Here is a 22,807-nt window from a genome sequence, read left to right as displayed (position 1 = left end):
AGGAGGCACCAGGTGGACCGCGGCACACACGGAGAGCGGCTCGACGCAGCCCAACTCGGCGCGGAACTGGGGGAACGCGCGACGCTCGTCCAGTTCTCCAGCGCCTTCTGCCAGCCGTGCCGGGCCACCCGCCGCACGCTCCACGAGGTGGCCGGGATGGTCGACGGCGTCGCCCATATCGAGGTCGACGCCGAGGCCCACCTCGATCTGGTGCGGCAGCTGGACATCACGAAGACACCGACCGTCCTGGTGCTCGACGCCGGGGGCGAGGTGGTCCGCCGGGCATCCGGTCAGCCCCGCACGGTCGACGTCGTCGCGGCGCTGGGGCACGCCATATGACGGACCGTGACGCATCTCCCACATTCCGGAACACACTTGACTGTGCCCACCACGCATCGTCAGTCTGACGTTATGCCGCCAGAACTCCTTCTTTACGGCCGGGTCCATGTGGATCTCGCACGCCACGCGAGTGCGCGCTGTCCGGGTGTCTGAGCACCCACGGACCTGTACGCCACTCCCGCAGAAGGACACGTCCATGACGGCAACGCCCGATCTCGCCCCCGCCCCGACGGCCGCCACGCCCGAACTCTTCCGCTCGGTCTTCCGCCGCCATGCCGCCGGAGTGGCCGTGATCACGGCCCAGGGGGAGCGTCCGGTCGGCTTCACCGCCACCTCGCTGACCTCCGTGGCCGCCGAACCCCCGCTGATCTCCTTCGGCATCGGTACGTCGTCATCCAGCTGGCCCGTGCTCTCCGGGGCCGAGTACGTCGGCGTCCACATACTCGGCGAGCACCAGCGGGAACTGGCCACGACCTTCGCCCGCAGCGGGGCCGACCGCTTCGGCCCGTCGACCGACTGGAGCAGTGGCCCCGAAGGCGTTCCGCTGCTGGCCGGCGTGTCCGCCTGGCTGGTCTGCCGCGTCGTGTCCCGGGTCCCGGCCGGGGATCACCGCATCGTCATCGCCGAGGTCGTGGCCGGAGCGTCCGCCGGGGCCGATCGCCCGCTGGTCTACCACCAGGGACGGTTCACGGCTCTGCGAGACTGACGTCACGCACGCACGGGCCCGCCGGGTCGGCAAGGTCACAGTGCACAGCGCTTGCTCACGGGTACGAGACTGGGTGTACTGGCGAGTAATATCGGGCGCGGAGCCTCGGTCGTCCTGACCGGATTCGGCCCGACAAGGCGCCTATGCTGCGTGCAACAAGGCAGCCCGGAAATGACGATGCAGTAGGAGAGCCGGCGTGAGCTTGAGGATCGTTGTCTGTGTGAAGTACGTGCCCGACGCGACCGGTGACCGGCATTTCGCCGATGACCTGACGCTGGACCGTGAGGATGTCGACGGTCTGTTGTCGGAGCTGGACGAGTACGCGGTCGAGCAGGCGTTGCAGATCGCTGACGAGGCTGATGATGCGGAGATCACCGTGGTGACGGTGGGTCCGGAGGATGCCAAGGACGCGTTGCGCAAGGCGTTGTCGATGGGTGCGGACAAGGCGGTTCACGTCGAGGACGACGATCTGCACGGCACGGACGTGATGGGGACGTCGCTGGTGCTGGCGAAGGCGGTGGAGAAGACCGGCTATGACCTGGTGATCTGCGGGATGGCTTCCACGGATGGTGTGATGGGTGTGCTGCCGGCTCTGCTGGCGGAGCGTCTGGGTGTCCCGCAGGTCACGCTTCTCTCCGAGGTCGCGGTCGCGGGGGGTGTGGTGACGGGGCGTCGTGACGGTGACACCGCCTCGGAGCGGTTGGAGGCGTCGTTGCCGGCGGTGGTGTCGGTGACCGACCAGTCGGGTGAGGCGCGTTACCCGTCGTTCAAGGGGATCATGGCGGCGAAGAAGAAGCCGGTGGAGTCGCTGGATCTGGAGGATCTGGGGCTGGAGGCGGACGAGGTGGGTCTGGCGGGTGCGTGGACCGCGGTCGACTCGGCGACGGAGCGTCCGGCGCGTACGGCGGGCACGATCGTGAAGGACGAGGGTGAGGGCGGCAAGCAGCTCGCCGAGTTCCTCGCGGGCCAGAAGTTCATCTAGGCCCCTCCCCCTCCCTCTCTGCCTCTCTCCTTCTCTGTCTCGTTTCTTCTCGTCTGGAGTGCGTTGTCATGGCTGAAGTTCTTGTTCTGGTCGATCATGTGGACGGTGCGGTGCGTAAGCCCACGCTGGAGCTGCTGACGCTGGCGCGTCGTGTCGGTGACCCGGTCGCGGTGGCGCTGGGTGCGGGTGCGGAGGCGACCGCGGGTGTGCTGGGTGAGCACGGTGCGGTGAGGGTGCTGACCGCTGATGCCCCGGAGTTCGCGGACTATCTGGTGGTTCCGAAGGTCGATGCGCTGCAGGCCGCCTACGAGGCGGTGTCGCCGGTGGCGGTTTTGGTGGTGTCCTCCGCGGAGGGCAAGGAGATCGCTGCGCGGCTGGCGCTGCGGGTCGGCTCGGGCATCATCACCGACGCCACCGATCTGGAGGCCGGTGAGCAGGGTGTCGTGGCGACGCAGGCGGCGTTCGCCGCTTCGTACACGACGAAGTCGCGGGTCTCCAGGGGTGTTCCGGTGATCACGGTGAAGCCGAACTCCGCCCCGGTCGAGCCGGCTGCGGCCGCGGGTGCCGTGGAGGCTCTGTCGGTGTCGTTCGGTGCGAGTGCGACGGGTACGAAGGTGACCGCGCGTACGGCGCGTGAGTCGACGGGTCGTCCGGAGCTGACGGAGGCGGCGATCGTGGTCTCGGGTGGCCGTGGGGTCAACGGGGCGGAGAACTTCCCCGTGATCGAGGCGCTCGCGGACTCCCTGGGTGCTGCGGTGGGTGCGTCGCGTGCGGCGGTGGACGCGGGCTGGTATCCGCACACCTCGCAGGTCGGGCAGACGGGCAAGTCGGTCTCGCCGCAGCTGTACATCGCTTCGGGTATCTCGGGCGCGATCCAGCACCGGGCGGGTATGCAGACCTCGAAGACGATCGTCGCGATCAACAAGGACGCCGAGGCCCCGATCTTCGAACTCGTCGACTACGGCGTCGTCGGCGACCTCTTCGCCGTCGTTCCCCAGCTCACCGAAGAGATCAACACCCGCAAGGGCTGATCACTCGTACCACCCCGTCCTGGGCCGCACGGTGAACCCACCGTGCGGCCCAGGGCCGTTCCGGGCGACCATTGACGCAGGTCGAGCGGCCTTATAACTTCACTATACGGATTGTTGATTCCGGGAAGCGGAAACAGCGAGAGCGTGGAGGGTACGGTCATGGGTCAGCAGGAGAAGGTGGCAACGAGCCTCGCCGGTGCGGTCAGCGAGGAGATCAGCGCCTCCCTCACGGCGGTCGACGCGGAGCTCGCCCGTCGCTACCCGGGCGATCCCGGCACCCGCCAGCCCGTGCACACCGTCTATGTGCCCGGTGACGTCTTCGAGCCCGGCACCCTGCGCTCCTGGGGCGACCAGGCGCTGGCCGCCCTCGACGAACACGCCCCCGACGCCGCCGCGTTCGCCGCCGTCCTCGGCATCCCCGAGGAACTGGCCGGGCCGGTCCACGACCGCGTGCGCGCCAAGCTGGAGCGCGAGCCCGTGGAGGACCTGCGCATCGACTTCGAGGACGGCTACGGCCCCCGCCCGGACGCCGAGGAGGACGAGGCCGCCGCCCGCGCCGCCCGGCTGGTCTCGGAGGCGTACGCGAACGGCACCGCCGCCCCGTACATGGGCATCCGCATGAAGTGCATGGAGGCCGGTGTCCGCGACCGGGGTATTCGCACCACGGACGTCTTCCTCAGCGGGCTGATGGCGGCGGGCGGGCTCCCCGAAGGGCTCGTGCTGACCCTGCCGAAGGTCACGTACCCCGAGCAGGTCACCGCCTTCGTCCAGCTCCTCGAAGCCTTCGAGAAGGCCCACGGCCTGGACGCCGGACGGATCGGCTTCGAGATCCAGATCGAGACCAGCCAGTCGATCCTCGCCGCCGACGGGACCGCCGCCGTCGCCCGCATGATCGACGCCGCGCGGGGCCGGGCCACCGGACTGCACTACGGCACCTTCGACTACAGCGCCTGCGTCGGCGTCAGCGCCGCATACCAGGCCAGCGACCACCCGGCCGCCGACCACGCCAAGGCCGTCATGCAGGTCGCCGCCGCGGGCACCGGCGTACGCGTCTCCGACGGCTCGACCAACGTCCTGCCCGTCGGCCCGACCGAGCAGGTCCACGAGGCCTGGCGGCTCCACTACGGCCTCACCCGCCGCGCTCTGGCCCGCGCCTACTACCAGGGCTGGGACATGCACCCCGGCCACCTGCCGACCCGCTACGCGGCCGTCTACGCCTTCTACCGCGAGGGCCTGGAGCCCGCCGCCGCGCGCCTCGCCGCCTACGTGGCCAAGGCGGGCGGCGACGTCATGGACGAGCCCGCCACCGCCAAGGCGCTCAGCGGCTACCTGCTGCGCGGCATCGACTGCGGCGCGCTGGACACCGCCGAGGTCGCCCGGCTGACCGGCCTGACCCGCGCCGACCTGGACGCCTTCGCCTCGCCGCGCCGGGGAGACCTGACGGTCACCGCCCCGTAGGGCGGCGTCAGTAGGCGTCGCGCCCCGGCGGAACGGCCAGTCCCGCCGGGGTGTGCAGGCCGGCGACGGGCAGTGTGCGCTGCCCGCCGCGTTCCGGCAGCTTCACCACGCGGTCGTTGTTGAAGTCCGCGATGTACAGCGCGCCCGCCGGGTCGAAGGCCAGGCCGTACGGGGAGTTGAGCCCGGTCGCCGGAACGGTCCGCTGCGGCCCGCCGTCCGCCGGCAGCTCCACCACCCGGTCGTTGCCGCTGTCGGAGACGAAGAGGTTTCCTCGTCCGTCGAAGGTGAGTCCGGTCGGCTGGGAGAGCCCAGTGGCGGGCACGGTCGTCTGCGGGCCGCCGTCGGCCGGGACCTTCACCACCCGGTCGTTGACGAAGTCCGCCACGAAGAGGTTCCCCGCGCCGTCCAGGGCCAGCCCGTTGGGATGGAGCAGCCCGCTGGTGGGGACGGTGACCTGGCCGCTGCCGTCGGCGGGCACCATCACCACCCGGTCGTTGAAACTGTCGGCGATGTAGAGGTCGCCGTTCGCCTTCAGGGCCAGCCCGATGGGGCGGGAGAGGCCGGTGGTGTCCACGGTGACCTGCGGACCTCCGTCCCCCGGCACGCGTACGACCCGGTTGTTGCCCGTGTCGGCGATGTAGAGGTCCCCGGAGGCGTCGAGCGCCATCCCGGTCGGGCGGGTCAGGCCGTCGGCCGGGACCGTGACCGGATCGCCGCCGCCGGGCGGTAGCCGCAGCACGGTGTTGTCGGTGTAGTCGGAGATGTACAGGGGCGCCGCACCGTGCGCCGGAGGGTGCCCGTCCGCCGTCCCGGGCGCGGCGGAGGCGATCGGCGCCGCGCACAGCAGCAGCGCCGCCGCCAGCACCGGGAGTCGCCAGCGCGGCCGCCCGTGGACCGGCTTCGGGGCGTCCGCCCCCGGCCCGCCGGTAGCCCTGGACGCCGATGGGGCTGTTACGAGAAGTCTCATGAGGTACGCACCTGTTCTGGACGTGCTGCCGATGCCGTACGGGCCCGGGGCGTGTCCGGCGGGCCGTGGCCGGTGGCGCGGCGTATCCGGCCCTGATCCGGCGGACACGCCCTCTCGAGTGCCGCCCGCCGACGTCAGGAATCGCCCGCACCGATCCGGCGGCACCACGCCACGGCGGGCCGGGCGGCCACCCCAACGGCCCCGGACGCCCTCGTCGTACCCCGCGAAGGTCCTCAGGCGTCCCGGCGGGCGGCCGCGCCGCCACGGGCGCGGTAGGCGCGCATCTTGTGCCGCGCGCCGCACACGTCCATGTCGCACCACAGGCCGTTCGACGACGGCGCCCGGTCGTAGAAGACCCAGCGGCACTCCGGAGCCGCGCAGGCCTTGAGGCGGCTGGCGTGACGCCCGGTCAGGCCGTGGAACAGAAGGGCTTCGAGCACCGGGCGCATCACCTCCGCCACCGCCCCGCCGGAGGCCGGCCGCAGGGCGAGGGCGCCGTCGGGGCGTACGGCCGGAGCACCCGCGACCGTGGCGACGAGCCGGTTGAGGGCGTCGACCGCCTCCGGTGAGGTCCGCTCGACCAGGAAGGCCCGCACGGTCTCCCGGGCCTCCGCGAGCGACGTCAGGTCTCCGGGGTCGCTCAGGGCCGGGAAGCCGTGTGCACCGAGCCACCGGGTCGCCGACTCCGGCCGGGCGAGGTCGTCCTCGCCATGGAGATGGGTGGCGGTGTTGCAGAACTCCTCGACGAGTCCGAGCTCCGCGGGTGCAGGGTTCCTTCGCATGATCACCACTTTACCAACGTTACCGACAACCGGCTTGTGCTGGTAACGTCGAAAGTCCGGCGGGGGTTCCGCCCCTCCCACCCGCAGCTCAGGAGGCACACCATGAACGGGCAGCTGACCAGGACGTTCGAGACTCCGGACGGGGCGGTGCGCTGGGACGTGACGGGGGAGGGGGAGCCGCTCGTCCTGCTGCACGGCACCCCGTTCTCCTCGATCATCTGGCGCGACATCGCACCGGCACTCGCCCGCGACCACCGCGTCCACCTCTTCGACCTGCTCGGGTTCGGGCAGTCGGAACAGCGCGACGGGCAGGACGTCGGCCCGGCGGCGCAGGCCAAGGTGTTCACCCGGCTCCTGGACCACTGGGGCCTGGAGCGACCGCGCGTCATCGCCCACGACATCGGCGGGACCGTGGCGCTGCGGGCGCTGCTCCTGGAGGGGGCGCGGTACGCGGACCTCACCCTGGTGGACGCGGTGGCCTGCGGTGAGTGGGGCACCGGACTCTTCCGGCTCATCCGGGAGAACGCGCGGCTCTTCGAACAACTCCCCGGCTACGCCCACGAGGCCCTGGTCGAGAGCCATCTGCGCCACGCCACCCACACCGGCTACCGGCCCGACGTGCTGGCCGCCCATCTCGAACCCTGGCGCGGCGAGCGCGGCCGGGCCGCGTACTACCGCCAGTACCGGCAGGCCGAACAGGCCGACACCGACGCGTTCCAGCATCTGCTGGGGACCGTGCCGGTGCCGACCCGGATCATCTGGGGCCGCGAGGACCGGTTCCTGCCGGCGCCCTTCGCCGAGCAGCTGCACGCCCTGATCCCGCACTCCGAACTGCACTGGATCGAGGGCGCGGGCCACACCGTGCAGGAGGACGCCCCCGCGCAGCTGCTGGCCCTGCTGACCCGGGAGTTCCGGCCGGTCGGCGCAGAGGTCTGACGGGTCCGACGGAGGCCGGCGGGGGGCCGGCGGGGCTGAAAGGGGCCGTAGCGGCCCCGACGGGGCTCAGGCGGGGGGCAGTTCGCCCGAGCCGCGCGGGATCAGCGTCGTCGGCAGCTCCACCCGTGCCGTGGCGTGGTCCGCCCCGTCGAGGCGGCGGAACAGATGCTCGGCCGCGGTCCTGCCGACCGCCGCCGCGTCCTGCGAGATCACGGTGATGCCGAGCAGATCGGCCAGCTCGATGTCGTCGAACCCGACCAGCGCCACCGGCCGTTCCCGCTCCGCGATCACCCGGACCGCCGTCACCGTCACCCGGTTGTTGCCCGCGAACAGGGCGGTGACCGGCTCGGGCCCGGCGAGCATCTCCTCCACGGCGGCCCGCACGCGCTCCGGCTCGGTGGAGCCGAGGGAGACCCAGTCGTCCTCGACGGTGATGCCCGCCTCCCGCATGGCGGTGTGATAGCCGCGCAGTCGCTCGGTGGCCGTATGGATCCGCGGCTGGTCGCCGATGAAGCCGATCCTGCGGTGACCGTGCGCGATGAGGTGCGCCACGCCCTCCCGGGACCCGCCGAAGCTGTCGGAGAGCACCATGTCGACGTCCACATGGCCCGCCGGGCGGTCCACGAAGACCGTGGCGATGCCCGCCTTGATCTCCGGCTCCAGATAGCGGTGGTCGTCGCCCGCCGGGATCACGATCAGACCGTCCACGCGGCGGGCGCACAGCGCCAGCACCAACTCCTGCTCCCGCTCCGGATCCTCGGCGCTGGAACCGTTGATCAGCAGTGCGCCGTGCGCGCGGGCGACCTCTTCCACCGCGCGGCTCAGCGGACCGTAGAACGGGTCCGCCAGATCCTCCAGGACCAGTCCGATGGATGCCGTACGGCCCTTGCGCAGCACGCGGGCGCTGTCGTTGCGGCGGAAGCCGAGCGCGTCGATCGCCTCCTGCACGCGCCGCTCGGTGTCGGGCGTGACGCCGGGCTCGCTGTTCACCACCCGGGAGACCGTCTTCAGGCCGACTCCGGCGCGGGCCGCCACGTCCTTCATGGTCGGCCGGTTGCCGTAACGGGTCTCGGAATGACGGGCGGTCCGGTCCACGTGCGCTGTCCTGTCGTCGGATACGGGCGGGGCTGCGGGTGCTCCGGCCGGGCCGGGCGGGGCCCGACTGGGGGCGCCGCGGGGGCGATCGGAGGCTGTGGCGTCGAGCATAGGCCCTGGACAACGTTGTCAACAGAATGGAGACTGTGCAGACTGTGGACGGAACCCGCAGGTCCCGCCCCTTCACCGATCCGGAGAGCCCACACCGATGCATACCGACCTCGTCGCCGCGCTCGACATCGGCGGCACCAAGATCGCCGGAGCGCTGGTGGACGGCGACGGATCCCTCCTCGTACGGGCGCAGCGGCCGACGCCCGCCCGGGAGGGCGCCGAGGCGGTCATGGGGGCGGTGGACGAGGTGCTGGGCGAGCTGATGGCCTCGCCGCTGTGGGGCAGAGCCGGTTCCGTGGGCATCGGCAGTGCCGGTCCGGTGGACGCCGCCGCCGGCACTGTCAGCCCGGTCAACGTCCCCGGCTGGCGGGACTTCCCGCTGGTGGAGCGGGTGCGCAAGACGGCGGGCGGGCTGTCGGTCGCGCTGGTGGGCGACGGGGTCGCGATGACGGCCGCCGAGCACTGGCTCGGCGCCGCCCGTGGCTACGACAACGCGCTCTGTCTCGTCGTGTCGACGGGTGTCGGCGGCGGCCTCGTCCTCGGCGGCACCCTGCGGCCGGGCCCCTCGGGCAACGCCGGGCACATCGGCCACATCAGCGTCGACCTGGACGGCGACCCGTGCCCCTGCGGCGCGCGCGGCTGCGTCGAGGGCATCGCCAGCGGCCCCAACATCGCCCGCCGCGCCCTGGAGAACGGCTGGCGGCCCGGACCGGACGGCGACGCGACGGCCGCCGCCGTGGCCGTCGCCGCCCGCGCCGGGGATCCGGTCGCCGTCGCCTCCTACGAGCGCGCGGCCCAGGCGCTGGCCGCCGGTATCGCCGCCACCGCCACCCTGGCGGACCTCGACATCGCGGTGGTCGGCGGCGGTGTGGCCGGAGCCGGCGACGTGCTCTTCGTGCCGCTGCGCCGCAGTCTGCGCGAGTACGCCACGCTCTCCTACCTCCGGCGGCTGACCGTGGCGCCCGCCGTGATGGGCACCGACGCGGGTCTGGTCGGGGCCGCCGCGGCGGCCATCGCGCTGCGCTAGCCGCCGGGGCCGCAACGGTTTCCAGGGGGCGCCCGGTTCGTCAGGCCGGGCGCCCCCTGGGGCATCTCCCGGGCACGCTCCCGTCCACCGCGCGCCTCGCCGCAGGATCCCGCGCGGCCTCCGTCGCACGGCGCGCCCCGGGTCTTTTCGGCCTTCGATCGCCCCGGGCGACCGCATCCGGTCAACGCCGTCGCCGTCGCGGGGTTTCCGCGGCAGGGTGTTGCGGGCAAGCCACAGGGGGCTACGGAAGAGGGGGAACCGTGATCGTCTGGATCAACGGTGCGTTCAGTGCGGGCAAGACCAGCGCCGCGGGCGAACTGATCGATCTGATCCCGAACAGCACGCTGTACGACCCGGAGATCACCGGAGCGGGGCTGCGCAGTCTGCTGCCGCAGAAGCGACTCGCCGAGGTCACCGACTTCCAGGACCTGCCGATCTGGCGGCGGCTCGTGGTGGACACGGCGGCGGCGCTGCTCGCCGAGGTGCCCGGGGTACTGGTGGTGCCGATGACCCTGCTGCGACAGGAGTACCGCGACGAGATCTTCGGCGGGCTCGCCTCCCGGCGCATCCCGGTCCGGCATGTGGCGCTCTCACCTGAGGAAACGATCCTGCGTAGCCGGATCGCGGGCCGCGAGGAGTTTCCCGGCGACGAGGAACAGAGCGAACGGGTGCGCCGGTGGGCGTACGAGCACATCGGCCCGTACCGCGACGCCCTCGGCTGGATCACCGAGGACGCGCATGTGGTCGACAACAGCGCTCTCACGCCCCGCGAGACCGCCGAGCGGATCGCGGACGCCGTGCGCACCGGGAGCGCCGCGCCCTGCCCGATCGTCCAGAGCCCCGAGCCGACCGGCGAGACGGTGGCCGCCGGGGTGCTGCTCTTCGACGAGCAGGACCGGGTGCTGCTCGTCGACCCCACGTACAAACCGGGGTGGGAGTTCCCCGGCGGGGTCGTGGAGGCGGGCGAGGCCCCGGCGCAGGCCGGGATCCGTGAGGTGGCCGAGGAGATAGGCCTCCGCCTCGACCGGGTGCCCGAACTGCTGCTCGTCGACTGGGAGTCGCCCCGGCCGCCCGGCTACGGCGGACTGCGGTTCCTCTTCGACGGCGGCCTGTTGCGCTCCGAGGACGCGGGCCGGCTGCTGCTGCCCGGCTCCGAGCTGCGCGGCTGGCGCTTCGTCACCGAGGAGGAGGCCGCGGGGATGCTGCCGCCCACCCGGTACGAACGGCTGCGCTGGGCCCTGCGGGCGCGCGAGCGGTCGACGGTGCTCAACCTCGAGGCGGGGGTGCCGGTGGGCTGAGCGGCGACACACGCCGCTCACGTGCCGTTGGCCGCGGCCTCCATCAGCGCGGCCGCGTTCTCGGTGAGCGGGTCGCCGTGTCCGCAGCAGACCGTACGGGGCGCGAGCGCGGCCAGCCGCCGGAACGTGGCCGCCGCCCCGGCCCGGTCGACGTTGAAGACGCCGAGCATCACCCGCTCCACGGAGGCGACCGTGTCCCCGGTGAACAGCACGCCGTGGCGCGGCAGATGGAGGGCGATGGAGCCCGGTGTGTGACCGGGGGCGTGGACCACCCGCGCGCCGTCCCCGAACGGCAGCTCCTCGCCGCCCTTCACCTCGCGGTCGACCCGGGTCGGCGGGGCCTCGGGGCAGGTCAGCCCGTGTGCGTACAGGGGCCGTTCCCAGTCCAGCAGGTCCGGCTCCGGTACGGGGCGCTCGCCCCGGATCACCGGTGCGTCCAGCGTGTGGGCGATGATCTCGGCGCCGTACCGGTCCGCCAGCTCCTGCGCGGCACCGAAGTGGTCGCGGTGCCCGTGGGTGAGGACGATCCGGCGGATCCGGGCCGGGGCGTGGCCGAGCGAGCGGATCGCGTCCTCGATCGCGGCGGCCGACTCGACGTCGCCCGCGTCGATCAGCGTCAGCTCCGGTCCGTCGCGCCAGAGGTAGGCCTGACCGATCCGGAAGCGGAGCATGTGCAGCTGGGGAAGTACCTCGACGAGATCCATGCGGCGAACGTACGCAGCGGCGGACGTCCGCCGCACGGATCTACGCCCAGGGCGACTTCGCCGAGGGCGCAGGGCCCTGGGGCCTCTCGGCAGGAGGGCGGCCTCGGGCTGCCGGCACCGTGGCGATCAGGCCTTCTTCGACTCCGCGTAGTTCCGCAGGAACAGCGCCTCGGCCACCGACATCCGCTCCAGCTCCTCCGGCGACACGCTCTCGTTCACCGCGTGGATCTGCGCCTCGGGCTCGCTCAGCCCGATCAGCAGGATCTCCGCCTCCGGGTAGAGGCCCGCCAGCGTGTTGCACAGCGGGATGGAGCCGCCCATCCCGGAGGACTGCATCTCCTGGCCCGGGTAGGCGTCCCGCATCGCGTCCGCCATCGCCGTGTACGCCGGGCTGGTCATGTCCGCGCGGAACGGCTGGCCCTGGCCCACCTGTTCCACCTTCACCCGCGCACCCCACGGGGCACGCGACTCCAGGTGCGCGGTGAGCAGCTTCGTCGCCTCGGCGGCGTCCTGGCCCGGCGGCACCCGCAGGCTGACCTGCGCCCGCGCGCTCGCCTGCACCGACGGCGTCGCGCCGATCACCGGCGGGCAGTCGATGCCGATGACGGTGACGGCGGGCCGGGCCCAGATCCGGTCCGCGACCGTGCCGGCGCCGATCAGCTCCACCCCGTCCAGCACCTTGGCGTCCTGCCGGAACTCCGCCTCCGGATACTGCAGGCCGTCCCAGTCGGCGTCACCGGTCAGACCGTCGACCGTGGTCGTGCCGTCCTCGGCGCGCAGCGAGGCCAGCAGCTGGATCATCGCGGCCAGCGCGTCCGGGGCCGCGCCGCCGAACTGCCCCGAGTGCAGGTTCCCCTCCAGGGTGTCCAACTGCACCCGCAGCATCGTCATCCCGCGCAGCGTCGCCGTGACCGTCGGCAGCCCGACCCGGAAGTTCCCCGTGTCGCCGATGACGATCGTGTCGGCCGCCAGCAGCTCCGGGTGCGCCTCCGCGTACCGTTCCAGACCGCCGGTGCCCTGCTCCTCCGAGCCCTCGGCGATCACCTTCACCGAGACCGGAACACCGCCGTTCGCCTTGAGGGCGCGCAGCGCGAGCAGGTGCATGATGAACCCGCCCTTGCAGTCGGCCGCACCCCGGCCGAACCAGCGGCCGTCCCGCTCGGTCAGCTCGAACGGCGGGGAGATCCAGGCCGACTCGTCCAGCGGCGGCTGCACATCGTAGTGGGCGTAGAGCAGCACGGTCGGCGCACCGGCCGGCCCCGGCAGGAAACCGTAGACGGACTGCGTACCGTCGGGGGTGTCCAGGAGCGCGACGTCGGTGAACCCCTCGGTGCGCAGCGCGTCGGCCACCCACCTCGCCGCGCCCTCGCACTCGCTCCTCGGGAACACCGCCGGGTCCGCCACCGACTGGAACGCCACCAGTTCGGCCAGCTCCTCCCGGGCGCGGGGCATCAACGAGGCGACGGTCTCAGAGATCGGACGGGCGGTCATGGGCACGCTCCTCGTGGGTGCGACGTTATGGGTAGGGCGCGGTAGGTACGCGACCGTGTACGACGCCGTTCGTGCGGCGACGCATGTACGACGAAATCATGGCCGATCCTCCCACAGGAGGGCTTGGCCGGAACGCGCCGTAGGATGCCGTGAGCAGCTTGGGGCCACTGGTCGGATCGGGAGCAGAAGCACATCGTGAGCAGCGAGAACGCAGACGCCGGACATGAGCCGGAAGAGTCGTCCGTGTGGGACGTCGTCGTGGTCGGCGCCGGACCGGCCGGCGCATCGGCGGCGTACGCGGCAGCCGTGGCGGGCCGAAGAGTCCTGCTGCTGGAGAAAGCGGAACTGCCGCGCTACAAGACCTGCGGCGGGGGAATCATCGGCTTCTCGCGGGACGCCCTGCCGCCGGGGTTCGAACTGCCCCTGAAGGACCGTATCCACGCGGTCACCTTCTCGCTGAACGGCAAGCTGTCGCGCACCCGCCGCTCCCGGCGCATGCTCTTCGGGCTCATCAACCGCCCGGAGTTCGACGCCGGGCTGGTCGAGGAGGCGCAGAAGGCCGGGGCCGAGCTGCGAACCGGGGCATCGGTGGTGCGGGTCGAACAGCACGGTCCCGCCGTGCCCGACCGGCGAACGGTCGCCGTGGTGCTGGCCGGCGGCGAGACGGTGCTGGCGCGCGCGGTCGTCGGCGCGGACGGCAGCGCGGGCCGGATAGGAGCCCATGTCGGGGTGAAGCTCGACCAGGTCGACCTCGGACTGGAGGCGGAGATCCCGGTTCCGGCCACCGTGGCCGAGGACTGGGCGGGCCGGGTGCTCATCGACTGGGGCCCGATGCCGGGCAGTTACGGCTGGGTCTTCCCCAAGGGCGACACCCTCACCGTGGGCGTCATCTCGGCGCGCGGCGACGGCGCGGGCACCAAGCGGTATCTGGAGGACTTCATCGCCCGCCTCGGCCTCGCCGGGTTCGAGCCGGCCGTCTCCTCGGGCCATCTGACCCGCTGCCGCAGCGACGACTCACCGCTCTCCCGCGGCCGGGTCGTGGTCTGCGGCGACGCGGCCGGACTGCTGGAGCCGTGGACCCGCGAGGGCATCTCCTTCGCGCTGCGCTCGGGCCGCCTCGCGGGGGAGTGGGCGGTCAGGATCGCCGAGTCGCACGATGCGGTGGACGCCCGTCGGCAGGCTCTCAACTACGCCTTCGCCATCAAGGCCGGCCTCGGCGTGGAGATGGGCGTCGGCCGCCGCATGCTCAAGCTGTTCGAGCGCAGGCCGGGCCTGCTGCACGCGGTGCTGACCGGTTTCCGCCCGGCGTGGAAGTCGTTCGCGGGCATCACCCGGGGCACGACGTCGCTGGCCGAACTGGTCCGTACGCACCCGCTGGCGCAGCGGGCGCTGTCCGCGATGGACCGCTAGACACGGGCGTCCGGTCCGCTCGGTGGGCCCGCGCGGCGTCACCACGGCCTGACGACGCGGAGCCGCCCCTCCCGGTGGCGTACTCCCCGCGGAGTACGGGTGATCACCACGCACGGCGGACGCCTCCGCGCCCGTCCGCCGTCTAGCGTGGCCGCCATGGACGAACAGCGACCGCCGCACCGGGGCGGTGGCCCCCCGTGCGGCCTCCCCGGACGGTCCGGACGGCCGGGCGGGCGGGGCGGACCGCCGCCGTGGCTGTCCGGCGCGCGCTCGCGGACCGCCGCCGGGCTGCCCTGGCTGTCGACGGCCGTGCTCCTGGTGTTCGTCATGGTCGGTACGGGCTTCGCCGAGCACGGGCAGGACCGCCGGCCGCTGGACCTGGTGGCCCGGCTGCTGCTGTTCGTCGCGGTGGGCGTGCTGCTCCTGCGCCACCGCCGCCCCGTGCTCGCCGTGGTCACCACCTGTGCGGTGACCCTCGGCTACCTCGCGGCGGGCTACCCGTACGGACCGGTGTTCGTCGCCGTCGCCGTGGGCTGCTTCAGCGCGATCGTGGCCGGGCACCGGGAGGCCGCCTGGTGGTCGCTGGGCGGTCTGTGGGCCGGGCACGTCCTGGTCGCCCACTGGCTGTACCGCTGGCTGCCGCCGGACGGCGACCCGGCCGCGCCCTGGGCGCAGGAGGGCTTCATCACCGCGTGGGTGGTGGCCGTGGTGGCCGCCGCCGAACTGCTGCGGGTGCGCCGCGAGCAGTGGGCGGCCGCCCGGGCGGAGCGCGCGGCGGCGGAGCGGCGCCGGGCCGACGAGGAACGGCTGCGCATGGCCCGCGAACTCCACGACGTGCTGGCCCACTCCATCTCCGTCATCAACGTGCAGGCCGGCGTTGGCCTCGCGCTGCTCGACTCCGACCCGGAACAGGCCAGGACCGCCCTCACCACGATCAAGGGGGCCAGCAAGGAAGCGCTCGACGAGGTACGTCAGGTGCTCGCCAACCTCCGTACGCCCGGCGACGCCCCCACCGCCCCGGCCCCCGGCCTCGACCGGCTCCCCGAACTCGTCGACCAGGCGGCGGCCGCCGGGCTCGCCGTCAACGTGGAGAGCGAGGGCGACCCGGCCGCCGTCCCGCCCGGCGCCGGTCTCGCCGCCTTCCGCATCGTCCAGGAGGCCCTGACCAACGTCGTCCGCCACTCCGGCTCCCGTACCGCCCTGGTGCACATCGTCCACGGCTCCGGGCGCGTCCGCCTCCGCATCGACGACGCGGGACCGGCGACCGGCGACGACGCGGGCGGCAGCGGCAACGGACTCGTCGGGATGCGGGAGCGGGCCGCCGCTCTCGGTGGCACGATCGAGGCGGGGCCCCGCCCGGACGGCGGCTTCCGGGTCCGCGCGGAACTCCCGTTCACCGCCCCGGACCACGACCGCCGCCAGGACCCGCCGGAGCCCGCCGAGGAGACACCGTGATCCGTGTACTGCTTGCCGACGACCAGCTGCTGGTACGGGCCGGCTTCCGGGCCCTGCTGGACGCGCAGCCCGACATCGAGGTCGCCGGGGAGGCCGCCGACGGGGACGAGGCGGTCCGCCTGGTGCGCGAACTGCGCCCCGACATCGTGCTGATGGACATCCGGATGCCCCGCCTGGACGGACTGGCCGCCACCCGGCGGATCACCGGCGACCCGGAACTGGACGAGGTGAAGGTGGTCATGCTCACCACCTTCGAGCTCGACGAGTACGTCTTCGAGGCCATCCGCAACGGAGCCTCGGGCTTCCTGGTCAAGGACACCGAGCCGGAGGAACTGCTGCGCGCGGTACGGGCGGTGGTCGGCGGCGACGCGCTGCTCTCACCGGGGGTGACGCGCCGGCTGATCGCGGAGTTCGCGGCCCGCTCCAAGGAACCGACGGCCGCCGCCTCGCTCGCCCGGCTCACCGAACGGGAGCGGGAGGTGATGGCGCTGGTCGGCATCGGCCTGTCGAACGAGGAGATCGCCCGCAGACTGGTCGTCAGCCCGCTCACCGCGAAGACCCATGTCAGCCGCACGATGGTCAAACTCGGAGCCCGCGACCGGGCCCAACTCGTCGTCCTCGCCTATGAATCGGGGTTGGTGCGCCCCGGCTGGCTGGGCTGAGCGGGGACGGGCGGCCCGGCGCCTCTCACCAGGTGACCGCGGCGTTGTCCGTCCAGAGGCGGGCCACCGAGCGGTCGCCGCGCAGGGAGAGGGCGGCCAGTGGCAGCCGGTTCCAGAGGGTGAGGTAGAGCCCCTCGGCCGTGCCGCTCAGCTCGCAGTCGACGCCGTCCTCGGGGGCGTCGGGGGCCGCCGTGCGTACGGCCTCCGGCGGGTCCTCGGAGATCCGTACCGTCCAGGTCGCCTCCGTGTCCACGGCGCGCACCCGCAGGGTGCGGGGCTTCCTGGAGCGGACCTTGCTCTTGGGCCGGGCGTGGAAGCCGGTGAGGAGTTCGTCGATGCCGTCGACCGCCCGCTCCGCGGGCACCGGGGTCAGGGGGCCGCCGAGCGCCGATTCCGCGTCGACGCGGTGCACGGTCGTCTCGTGCAGCTGGCGGCGGGACCAGAACGCCAGGGGCGAGGGGGCCGGGAGGAAGGTCCAGCAGTCCAGGTCGGCGGGCGCCTCCTCCAGGGACCGGACCAGATGGTCGTGGCCCTCGCGGAACCAGGTCAGGAGTTCGGCGCCGTCCAGAGCGGGTTCACCGCCGTCGGGCTGGTAGGCGGTGTGGCCCTCGGTGACGAACGCCGCCGCCCATCGGTGCACCATGCCGGTGTGCCGCAGGAGATGGCGTATCTGCCAGCCGGGGCAGGTCGGGACCGATGCCCCCGGTCCGGCCCGCTCGGCGGCGGCCGCGAGCAGCCGTCCTTCCCCGGACAACGACGCGATGTGCTCGGCGATCTGCATGGCGGTGATTGTGCCAGGGGCCGTCGGCCGCCCCGCAGGTGTTGGATGCCCCGCGGGTGTCAGATGCCCTGCGGGTGCGCGGATCCGGCCGAACCGACCCGGCGCACCAGGCGGACGAACCAGCCCAGGGCCAGCGACTGGACGAGGACCGAGACCACCAGGGCCAGCACCAGGAACCACGTGGGCCCGCCCGCCCCCGCGCCCGCCAGGGAGCTGCCGACGAAGAACAGGAAGACGGTCGGGGCCGCGAGGAGGAACAGCCAGACACCGGCGAACGAGGCGTCCTCGTGGGTGACGAACAGGGTGTCCACGGCGACGAAGAGCGTCGCCGCGAGCACCAGCCCGAGATAGATCAGGGAAGCGGGGTTGCGGAAGGTCAGCCGGACCAGGGTGGTGAGGTGCGGGTGGTCGGTGAGCCGCTTCATGGTCTGGTCCCTTGCTCGGCGGAAGGTCTTCAGGCTTCCATCGTGCGCCGGGGGAGCGGAAGCCGCCTGAGTACCGCTACTCAATCGACCAGGTGTGCGGGTGATCAGGTGTGCGCACCCGAGGCCGCGTTGCGGGCCCCGTACCCCAGGGCGGCCGCCGCGGCGGCCAGCAGGGCGACCGTCGTCAGCGCCAGCGGCAGCGAGAACCAGTCGGCCAGGAAGCCGATCGCGGGCGGGCCGAGCAGCATCCCGCCGTAACCGAGCGTCGAGGCCGCGGCGACGCCGCTCGGCCCCGCCAGTTCGCCGGCCCGGCCCACGGCCACGGGGAAGATGTTGGCGAGGCCGAGCCCGGTGACCGCGAAGCCGGCCAGCGCCAGCCAGGCGGTCGGCGCCAGCGAGCCCAGCAGCATCCCGGCCGCCGCCGTCGCCCCGCCGAGGACGAGGGTGCGGGTCTGGCCGAGCCGTTCCAGGAGCATCGTCCCGCTCAGCCGGCCCACCGTCATGGTCAGGGCGAACAACGCGTAGCCGGCGGCGGCGAGCCCGGGGTGCGCGCCCAGGTCCTGTTCCAGGTGCAGCGCGCCCCAGTCGGCCAGGGCCCCTTCTCCGTACGCCGTGCACAGGGCGATCAAGCCGAAGAGCGCGACGATCCGGCGGGCCCGGGGCGACAGCCGCTGCTTCGGCTCGCGCGGGCCGACGGCGTCGACAGGGGTCGGGGCCGGACGGTGACGCAGCAGGGCGGGTCCGGCGAAGGCGGTGACGAGCAGGCCGATCCCGGCCAGCAGGAAGAGATGGGTGGAGGCGGAGAGGCCTCCCGCGACCAGTCCGCCGAGCCCGGCGCCGACCATGCCGCCCAGGCTGAACGCCGCGTGGAAGCTCGGCATCACGGGCCTGCGCAGGGCGGCGACCAGATCGACGGCGGCGCTGTTCATCGCCACGTTCATGCCGCCGTACGCCGCACCGAACACCAGCAGCACCAGGCCGAGCGAGAGCGCCGAGTGGGTCTGGGCGGGCAGGGCGATGCTCAGGGGGAGCAGGACGCCGCAGGCCACGGTCACGGCATGGCTGCCGTAACGACGGCAGAGCCGGCCGGTGAGCATCATGGTGACCACCGCACCGGCGGAGACGCCGAGCAGGGCGAGGCCGAGGGTGGAGGCAGAGGCTCCGGTCTGCTGCTTGATGGCCGGGATACGGACCACCCAGCCGGCGAAGAGGAACCCGTCGAGGGCGAAGAACACGGTCAGCGCGGTACGGAGGCGGGCCGACGAGGGTGGGGCGGTGTCTCCGCCAGGTCCCCCCGGTAGGGCCGTCCGCAGTTTGTTTAGTTGCGGCACAAACTCAGCATAAGGGCGCTCCGACGGCGGGCGCAACACCGCCGCGTACGGGGTGTTCCCGGGGCGCCGCGGTGGCCGGGGCGGGATGCCGGGACCGGGCCCGGGCGTCCGGGACGCCTCCGGATCATGGGAGACTCGCCCCCATGAACGGCAAGGCGACCACCACCCGGACGAAGTTGGAGAGGGGCCGCAGCGCGCTCGGGCCCGCGCTGGAACTGGTCCACACCGGGCGGGCCCCCACCCGGGCCGTGCTCACCTCCGAACTCGGCGTCACCCGCGCCACCGCCGGGGCGGTCGCCGCGGAACTGGAGGCGCTCGGGCTGATCCGGGTCGACTCCAGCCCAGGGTCGGCGGCCGGATCCCAGGGTCGCCCCTCGCACCGGCTGTCCGTCCTGGAGACCGGCCCGGTCGTCCTCGCCGCCCAGGTGCACGCCGACGGCTTCCGGGCCGCGCTGGTCGGGCTCGGCGGCCGGATCGTCGCCACATCGCCCGGCTGCGTCGCGGTGATGGCCGACCCGGCACAGGTGCTCGGCGAGGTCGTGGCGGCGGGGGCGGAGCTGCTCCGGGCGAGCGGGCTGCGCTGTGTCGGGGCCGGGCTCGCGGTGCCGTCGGCGGTCGCCGAACCGGAGGGGACCGCCCTCAACCCGCTGCACATCGCCTGGCCCGCGGGCTCCCCGGTCCGCGACATCTTCGCCGCCTGCGTCCGCGAAGCGGGCATCACCGGGCCCGCGTTCACCGGCAACGACGTCAACCTCACCGCGCTGGCCGAGCACCGGCACGGCGCGGGGCGCGGCGCCCAGCACCTGCTCTGCGTCGCCACCGGCCACCGCGGCGTCGGCGGCGCCCTGGTGCTCGACGGCCGTCTGCACAGCGGGAGTTCGGGCCTCGCGCTGGAGGTGGGGCATCTCACGGTGAACCCCGAGGGGCGGCCCTGCCACTGCGGCGGACGCGGCTGCCTCGACGTGGAGACCGACCCGCTGGCCTTCCTCACCACCGCCCGCCGCGAACCCGGCCCCGAGGAGTCCCTCCTCAAGCAGGCCGGAAACCTGCTCCGCACGGAGTACGACGACCCCGCCGTACGTCACGCCGCCGAGGCGCTGATCGACCGCCTGGGCCTGGGGCTGGCCGGGCTGGTCAACATCCTCAACCCCGACCGGATCATCCTCGGCGGGCTCCACCGCGACCTGCTGGAGGCGGACCCGGAGCGGCTGCGCGCCGTCGTCGCCGACCGCAGCCTGTGGGGGCGCAGCGGCAGTGTGCCGATCCTGCCGTGCACCCTGGCGCACAACAGCCTGGTGGGCGCCGCCGAACTGGCCTGGCAGCCGGTCCTCGACGACCCGCTCGCCGCGCTGGCCTGAAGCGCGCGGGCCTACGCACTGTTCACCACTGCCGTCCTCGCCGCAGCCGGCCGGCCTCCGGCGACGACAGGTGCAGCACTTCGTAGGCCTCGCCCGCCGCCCCGGGCTCCGGCCGCTCCCACAGGGTGAAGTGCACCAGCTCCCAGTGGCGCGGATCCATCGCCAGCGTGGTGGCGACCACTCCGGGCAGTGCGGCGAGCCGGTGGGTCTCCGCCAGGGCCGCTCCGACCACGTCGGCGGGCCGTACGCCGTCGGGCACCGGCCGCCGCAGCCGGACGGCGGCGCGGGGGAGCGCGCCGGACGACGGGCCCTCCTCGTAGGCCAGGCCCGTCCAGTGCTGCACCTCGGGGCGGCCGAAGTCGTCGACCAGGCCCTGGAATCCCGCGCCCCACAGGAAGGCGTTCATCCCCTCGGGGGCGTTCCACAGGTAGAACGGGGCGTACTGGTTCACCGGCGAACCCGCCTCGCGCTCCCGGATCAGATAGGCCTTGAGGCCGAGCCCGGGGAAGTCGTCGAGGAGATGGCCCTTGGCCGCGACCCGGGTACGGATGATCCCCATGTCGTAATCGGCGGGCAGCGTGATCTCGTACTGCAGGGCGTGCACGCGGAACTCCTCAGTCCTGGTGGGTGCGGGCGGCGAGCAGCGACAGCAGACCCTCCACCGCGCCGTCGAAGGCGGCGGACGAGCCCGAGGCGCGGGCCAGCACATAGCCGCCCTGCACCGTCGCGACCACGGCCGCCGCTACCGGTCCGGCCTCGGTCCCCGGGGTGAACTCGCCCGCGTCCACGCCCTCCTGGACGATGGCGGTGATCCGGCCGCGCAGCCAGTCGAACGTGGCGTCCACCGGTGCGCGCAGCTCGTCGTCGGTGATGACGTCCGGGTCCATCGTCAGCCGCCCCACCGGGCAGCCGCGCAGCACATCGCGCTCGCGCAGCAGATACGCCGCGATCCGGTCGTACGCGCTGCCGGGGCCGTCCAGCAGCCGCCCCGCGGTCCCGCGCATCTCCTCGGCGGTGCGGGTGATGGCGGCGAGCGCCAGCTCGGGCTTGCCGGCGAAGTGGTGGTACATGCTGCCCTGGCCGGCGCCGGCCCGCTGCTGGATGGCCTTGGGGCTGGTGCCCACATAGCCGCGCTCCCACAGGAGCTCCTGGGTGGCCTCGATCAGTCGGTCCGGGGTGCTCATACGAGAAGTGTACATACTAGTAGGTACAGAAGGGGAGGGGAGGAGCCTGCTCCGGCTGCTCCCGCCGGAGTACGGACACGGCCGCCGGGTGGACGACGCCCCGGGGCGCCTCCTGCGGGCAGGCTCGAAAGCGACCGGAAGGCACCACGCCATCCGCGAACGAGGGAGCTGACCGAGATGAACACCCTGGCGCACACCGGCGGGCCCGGCCCCTGGGTCCTGCTCTTCCCGCTCGTCTGGGCGGCGGTCGTCATCGGGATCGTCACCCTGCTGCGCCGCACGGTGTGGCGCGGGCGCCGAGGCCCGTGGGCGGCCGCCCGTGGACCGCAGGGCGGTCCCGGCCCGTCCTCGCCGATCGCCCTGCTCGGCCGCCGCTTCGCCGCGGGCGAGATCGACGAGGACGAGTACTGGCGTCGACTCTCCGTGCTGGACGAGCAGTTCGGCCGGACCGCGGGCGGCGGACCGGCGTGAGCACGGCCGGACCGCGGGGCGGCGGAGCGGTGCGAAACCGCTCCGCCGCCCTCACGTTCCGGCCCGGCCGCGCACCGGTCCGCCGGGCCCGGTCCTGCCCGTACCGTGTCGCGGCCCCGCCCGTCAGCCGACGACGGCCGACCGGGCGGGCGCGGACACGATGTCGTCGGGCGTGATGGTCACGGCCCCGAACGGCCCGTCGGTCATCGACCCGTACACCGCGAGCGGTGGCAGGGTCGAGGCGCCGGAGGCCGCGGGCAGCGTGAACCAGACGGCCTTCCCGGCCGAGCCGATCGGCCGCACGCCCCAGCTCTCGCTGACGGCGGCGATCAGGGCCAGGCCGCGGCCCGACGTGGCGAACGAGTCCGCCTCGTTCACCGTGGGCAGCCGCGGATCGTGGTCGTGGACGGAGACCGTCAGACGGTCGAGCAGCAGCTCGATGTCGACGGTGCATGACTTGTCCGGCTGTGCGTGCCGGTGAACGTTGGTGAGAAGCTCGGTGACGCCCAGGGCCGCCTGGTCGATCAGAGGATCGAGATGCCAGTAGCGCAGTTGCGCCGAGATGATTCTGCGGACCTGACCGATCCGCGACGGCAGGGCCTGGAGCTCCACCGTGCAGTGCCTGCTTGGCTCGCTGATCACGGCTGCGACTCCCCGAAATAGGTCCGGAAGAAGAGAAGAGACGCGAACGGGCCCGGCGGACGACTGACTGCCGAATCCGCTCTGCTCTTGTCGTGTCTGCTCGTGTCGCGCGACCCGGCTCCATGGAGCGGATCGCTCTGTCACCGAGGGTGCACCTTCAG

Annotated in this window: 24 protein-coding genes; 13 read left to right on the top strand and 11 right to left on the bottom strand. The window is 73.1% G+C overall.

The genetic code is table 11. The features are described from left to right. The first annotated feature begins 12 nt into the window (after positions 1-12). From KV381_RS02300 to KV381_RS02280, 5 genes are all read left to right on the top strand, one after another. Positions 13-339 carry a thioredoxin family protein gene (locus KV381_RS02300; protein WP_030088960.1) on the top strand — a complete coding sequence of 109 codons (327 nt, stop codon included), beginning with the start codon at positions 13-15 and terminating at the stop codon, positions 337-339. 196 nt (positions 340-535) lie between these two features. Next, the gene (locus KV381_RS02295) at positions 536-1,045 is read left to right on the top strand and encodes a flavin reductase family protein (protein ID WP_218784351.1); all 510 of its coding nucleotides are present in this window, start codon (positions 536-538) and stop codon (positions 1,043-1,045) included. Between the two features lie 196 nt (positions 1,046-1,241). After that, on the top strand, positions 1,242-2,027 hold the full coding sequence (locus tag KV381_RS02290) for an electron transfer flavoprotein subunit beta/FixA family protein (RefSeq protein WP_218784350.1): 786 nt from the start codon (positions 1,242-1,244) through the stop codon (positions 2,025-2,027). A gap of 68 nt (positions 2,028-2,095) precedes the next feature. Beyond that, entirely contained in the window at positions 2,096-3,058 is a 963-nt protein-coding gene (locus tag KV381_RS02285; protein ID WP_218784349.1) for an electron transfer flavoprotein subunit alpha/FixB family protein, read from the top strand. A 159-nt stretch (positions 3,059-3,217) separates the two neighbouring features. After that, positions 3,218-4,516 carry an aldolase/citrate lyase family protein gene (locus KV381_RS02280; RefSeq protein ID WP_030083577.1) on the top strand — a complete coding sequence of 433 codons (1,299 nt, stop codon included), beginning with the start codon at positions 3,218-3,220 and terminating at the stop codon, positions 4,514-4,516. Positions 4,517-4,523: 7 nt separating this feature from the next. Here the strand turns inward: KV381_RS02280 and KV381_RS02275 are convergent, their stop codons facing one another. Both KV381_RS02275 and KV381_RS02270 read right to left on the bottom strand, forming a co-directional pair. Further along, positions 4,524-5,483, bottom strand: coding sequence for a hypothetical protein (locus KV381_RS02275; RefSeq protein ID WP_373460976.1), 960 nt, complete (start codon positions 5,481-5,483; stop codon positions 4,524-4,526). A gap of 233 nt (positions 5,484-5,716) precedes the next feature. After that, the gene (locus KV381_RS02270) at positions 5,717-6,265 is read right to left on the bottom strand and encodes a CGNR zinc finger domain-containing protein (protein ID WP_218784348.1); all 549 of its coding nucleotides are present in this window, start codon (positions 6,263-6,265) and stop codon (positions 5,717-5,719) included. 102 nt (positions 6,266-6,367) lie between these two features. Here KV381_RS02270 and KV381_RS02265 point away from each other — a divergent pair, with 102 nt between their 5' ends. Beyond that, positions 6,368-7,201 carry an alpha/beta fold hydrolase gene (locus KV381_RS02265; protein WP_218784347.1) on the top strand — a complete coding sequence of 278 codons (834 nt, stop codon included), beginning with the start codon at positions 6,368-6,370 and terminating at the stop codon, positions 7,199-7,201. 66 nt (positions 7,202-7,267) lie between these two features. On the opposite strand, the gene KV381_RS02260 is transcribed toward KV381_RS02265, so the two are convergent. Then, positions 7,268-8,296: a LacI family DNA-binding transcriptional regulator gene (locus KV381_RS02260; RefSeq protein ID WP_030083572.1), complete on the bottom strand. Its 1,029-nt coding sequence runs from the start codon at positions 8,294-8,296 to the stop codon at positions 7,268-7,270. Between the two features lie 208 nt (positions 8,297-8,504). Between KV381_RS02260 and KV381_RS02255 the strand changes: the two genes are divergently transcribed. Together KV381_RS02255 and KV381_RS02250 are read left to right on the top strand one after the other, a co-directional pair. Next, positions 8,505-9,434 (top strand): ROK family protein, encoded by a 930-nt coding sequence (locus KV381_RS02255; RefSeq protein WP_030083571.1) that lies wholly within the window; start codon positions 8,505-8,507, stop codon positions 9,432-9,434. Between the two features lie 260 nt (positions 9,435-9,694). Then, positions 9,695-10,732: an NUDIX hydrolase gene (locus tag KV381_RS02250; RefSeq protein WP_030083569.1), complete on the top strand. Its 1,038-nt coding sequence runs from the start codon at positions 9,695-9,697 to the stop codon at positions 10,730-10,732. A gap of 17 nt (positions 10,733-10,749) precedes the next feature. Here the strand turns inward: KV381_RS02250 and KV381_RS02245 are convergent, their stop codons facing one another. After that, positions 10,750-11,436: an MBL fold metallo-hydrolase gene (locus tag KV381_RS02245; RefSeq protein ID WP_218784346.1), complete on the bottom strand. Its 687-nt coding sequence runs from the start codon at positions 11,434-11,436 to the stop codon at positions 10,750-10,752. A 126-nt stretch (positions 11,437-11,562) separates the two neighbouring features. Next, positions 11,563-12,927, bottom strand: coding sequence for a dipeptidase (locus KV381_RS02240; RefSeq protein WP_218784345.1), 1,365 nt, complete (start codon positions 12,925-12,927; stop codon positions 11,563-11,565). A 195-nt stretch (positions 12,928-13,122) separates the two neighbouring features. Between KV381_RS02240 and KV381_RS02235 the strand changes: the two genes are divergently transcribed. The 3 genes from KV381_RS02235 (at position 13,123) to KV381_RS02225 (ending at position 16,454) form a co-directional block, all read left to right on the top strand. Next, positions 13,123-14,337: a geranylgeranyl reductase family protein gene (locus KV381_RS02235; RefSeq protein ID WP_086778572.1), complete on the top strand. Its 1,215-nt coding sequence runs from the start codon at positions 13,123-13,125 to the stop codon at positions 14,335-14,337. Positions 14,338-14,493: 156 nt separating this feature from the next. Continuing rightward, positions 14,494-15,792: a sensor histidine kinase gene (locus KV381_RS02230; protein ID WP_218784344.1), complete on the top strand. Its 1,299-nt coding sequence runs from the start codon at positions 14,494-14,496 to the stop codon at positions 15,790-15,792. Beyond that, positions 15,789-16,454 carry a response regulator transcription factor gene (locus KV381_RS02225; RefSeq protein ID WP_030083562.1) on the top strand — a complete coding sequence of 222 codons (666 nt, stop codon included), beginning with the start codon at positions 15,789-15,791 and terminating at the stop codon, positions 16,452-16,454. The genes KV381_RS02230 and KV381_RS02225 overlap by 4 nt, the downstream gene beginning before the upstream one ends. A gap of 25 nt (positions 16,455-16,479) precedes the next feature. On the opposite strand, the gene KV381_RS02220 is transcribed toward KV381_RS02225, so the two are convergent. From KV381_RS02220 to KV381_RS02210, 3 genes are all read right to left on the bottom strand, one after another. Next, positions 16,480-17,235, bottom strand: coding sequence for a maleylpyruvate isomerase family mycothiol-dependent enzyme (locus KV381_RS02220; protein WP_098026768.1), 756 nt, complete (start codon positions 17,233-17,235; stop codon positions 16,480-16,482). Between the two features lie 59 nt (positions 17,236-17,294). Then, on the bottom strand, positions 17,295-17,660 hold the full coding sequence (locus KV381_RS02215) for an SCO4225 family membrane protein (protein ID WP_030083558.1): 366 nt from the start codon (positions 17,658-17,660) through the stop codon (positions 17,295-17,297). Positions 17,661-17,764: 104 nt separating this feature from the next. Next, complete coding sequence (locus KV381_RS02210; protein ID WP_218784343.1) at positions 17,765-18,895, bottom strand: MFS transporter; 1,131 nt, start codon at positions 18,893-18,895, stop codon at positions 17,765-17,767. A 239-nt stretch (positions 18,896-19,134) separates the two neighbouring features. Between KV381_RS02210 and KV381_RS02205 the strand changes: the two genes are divergently transcribed. Beyond that, positions 19,135-20,349, top strand: coding sequence for an ROK family protein (locus KV381_RS02205; protein WP_193464168.1), 1,215 nt, complete (start codon positions 19,135-19,137; stop codon positions 20,347-20,349). A gap of 22 nt (positions 20,350-20,371) precedes the next feature. On the opposite strand, the gene KV381_RS02200 is transcribed toward KV381_RS02205, so the two are convergent. Together KV381_RS02200 and KV381_RS02195 are read right to left on the bottom strand one after the other, a co-directional pair. Continuing rightward, positions 20,372-20,953 carry a DUF4865 family protein gene (locus tag KV381_RS02200; RefSeq protein ID WP_193464169.1) on the bottom strand — a complete coding sequence of 194 codons (582 nt, stop codon included), beginning with the start codon at positions 20,951-20,953 and terminating at the stop codon, positions 20,372-20,374. A 10-nt stretch (positions 20,954-20,963) separates the two neighbouring features. Next, on the bottom strand, positions 20,964-21,533 hold the full coding sequence (locus KV381_RS02195; protein ID WP_098026772.1) for a TetR/AcrR family transcriptional regulator: 570 nt from the start codon (positions 21,531-21,533) through the stop codon (positions 20,964-20,966). 177 nt (positions 21,534-21,710) lie between these two features. On the opposite strand from KV381_RS02195, the gene KV381_RS02190 reads away from it, so the two are divergent. Beyond that, on the top strand, positions 21,711-22,004 hold the full coding sequence (locus KV381_RS02190) for an SHOCT domain-containing protein (protein WP_030083551.1): 294 nt from the start codon (positions 21,711-21,713) through the stop codon (positions 22,002-22,004). Positions 22,005-22,127: 123 nt separating this feature from the next. Here KV381_RS02190 and KV381_RS02185 read toward each other — a convergent pair whose 3' ends face one another. Then, positions 22,128-22,646, bottom strand: coding sequence for an ATP-binding protein (locus tag KV381_RS02185; protein ID WP_030634339.1), 519 nt, complete (start codon positions 22,644-22,646; stop codon positions 22,128-22,130). Positions 22,647-22,807 lie beyond the last annotated feature (161 nt).

Source organism: Streptomyces sp. WY228 (genome assembly GCF_019287315.1).
Lineage (GTDB): Bacteria > Actinomycetota > Actinomycetes > Streptomycetales > Streptomycetaceae > Streptomyces > Streptomyces caviscabies.
This window is presented reverse-complemented; position numbering and strand designations above follow the sequence as displayed.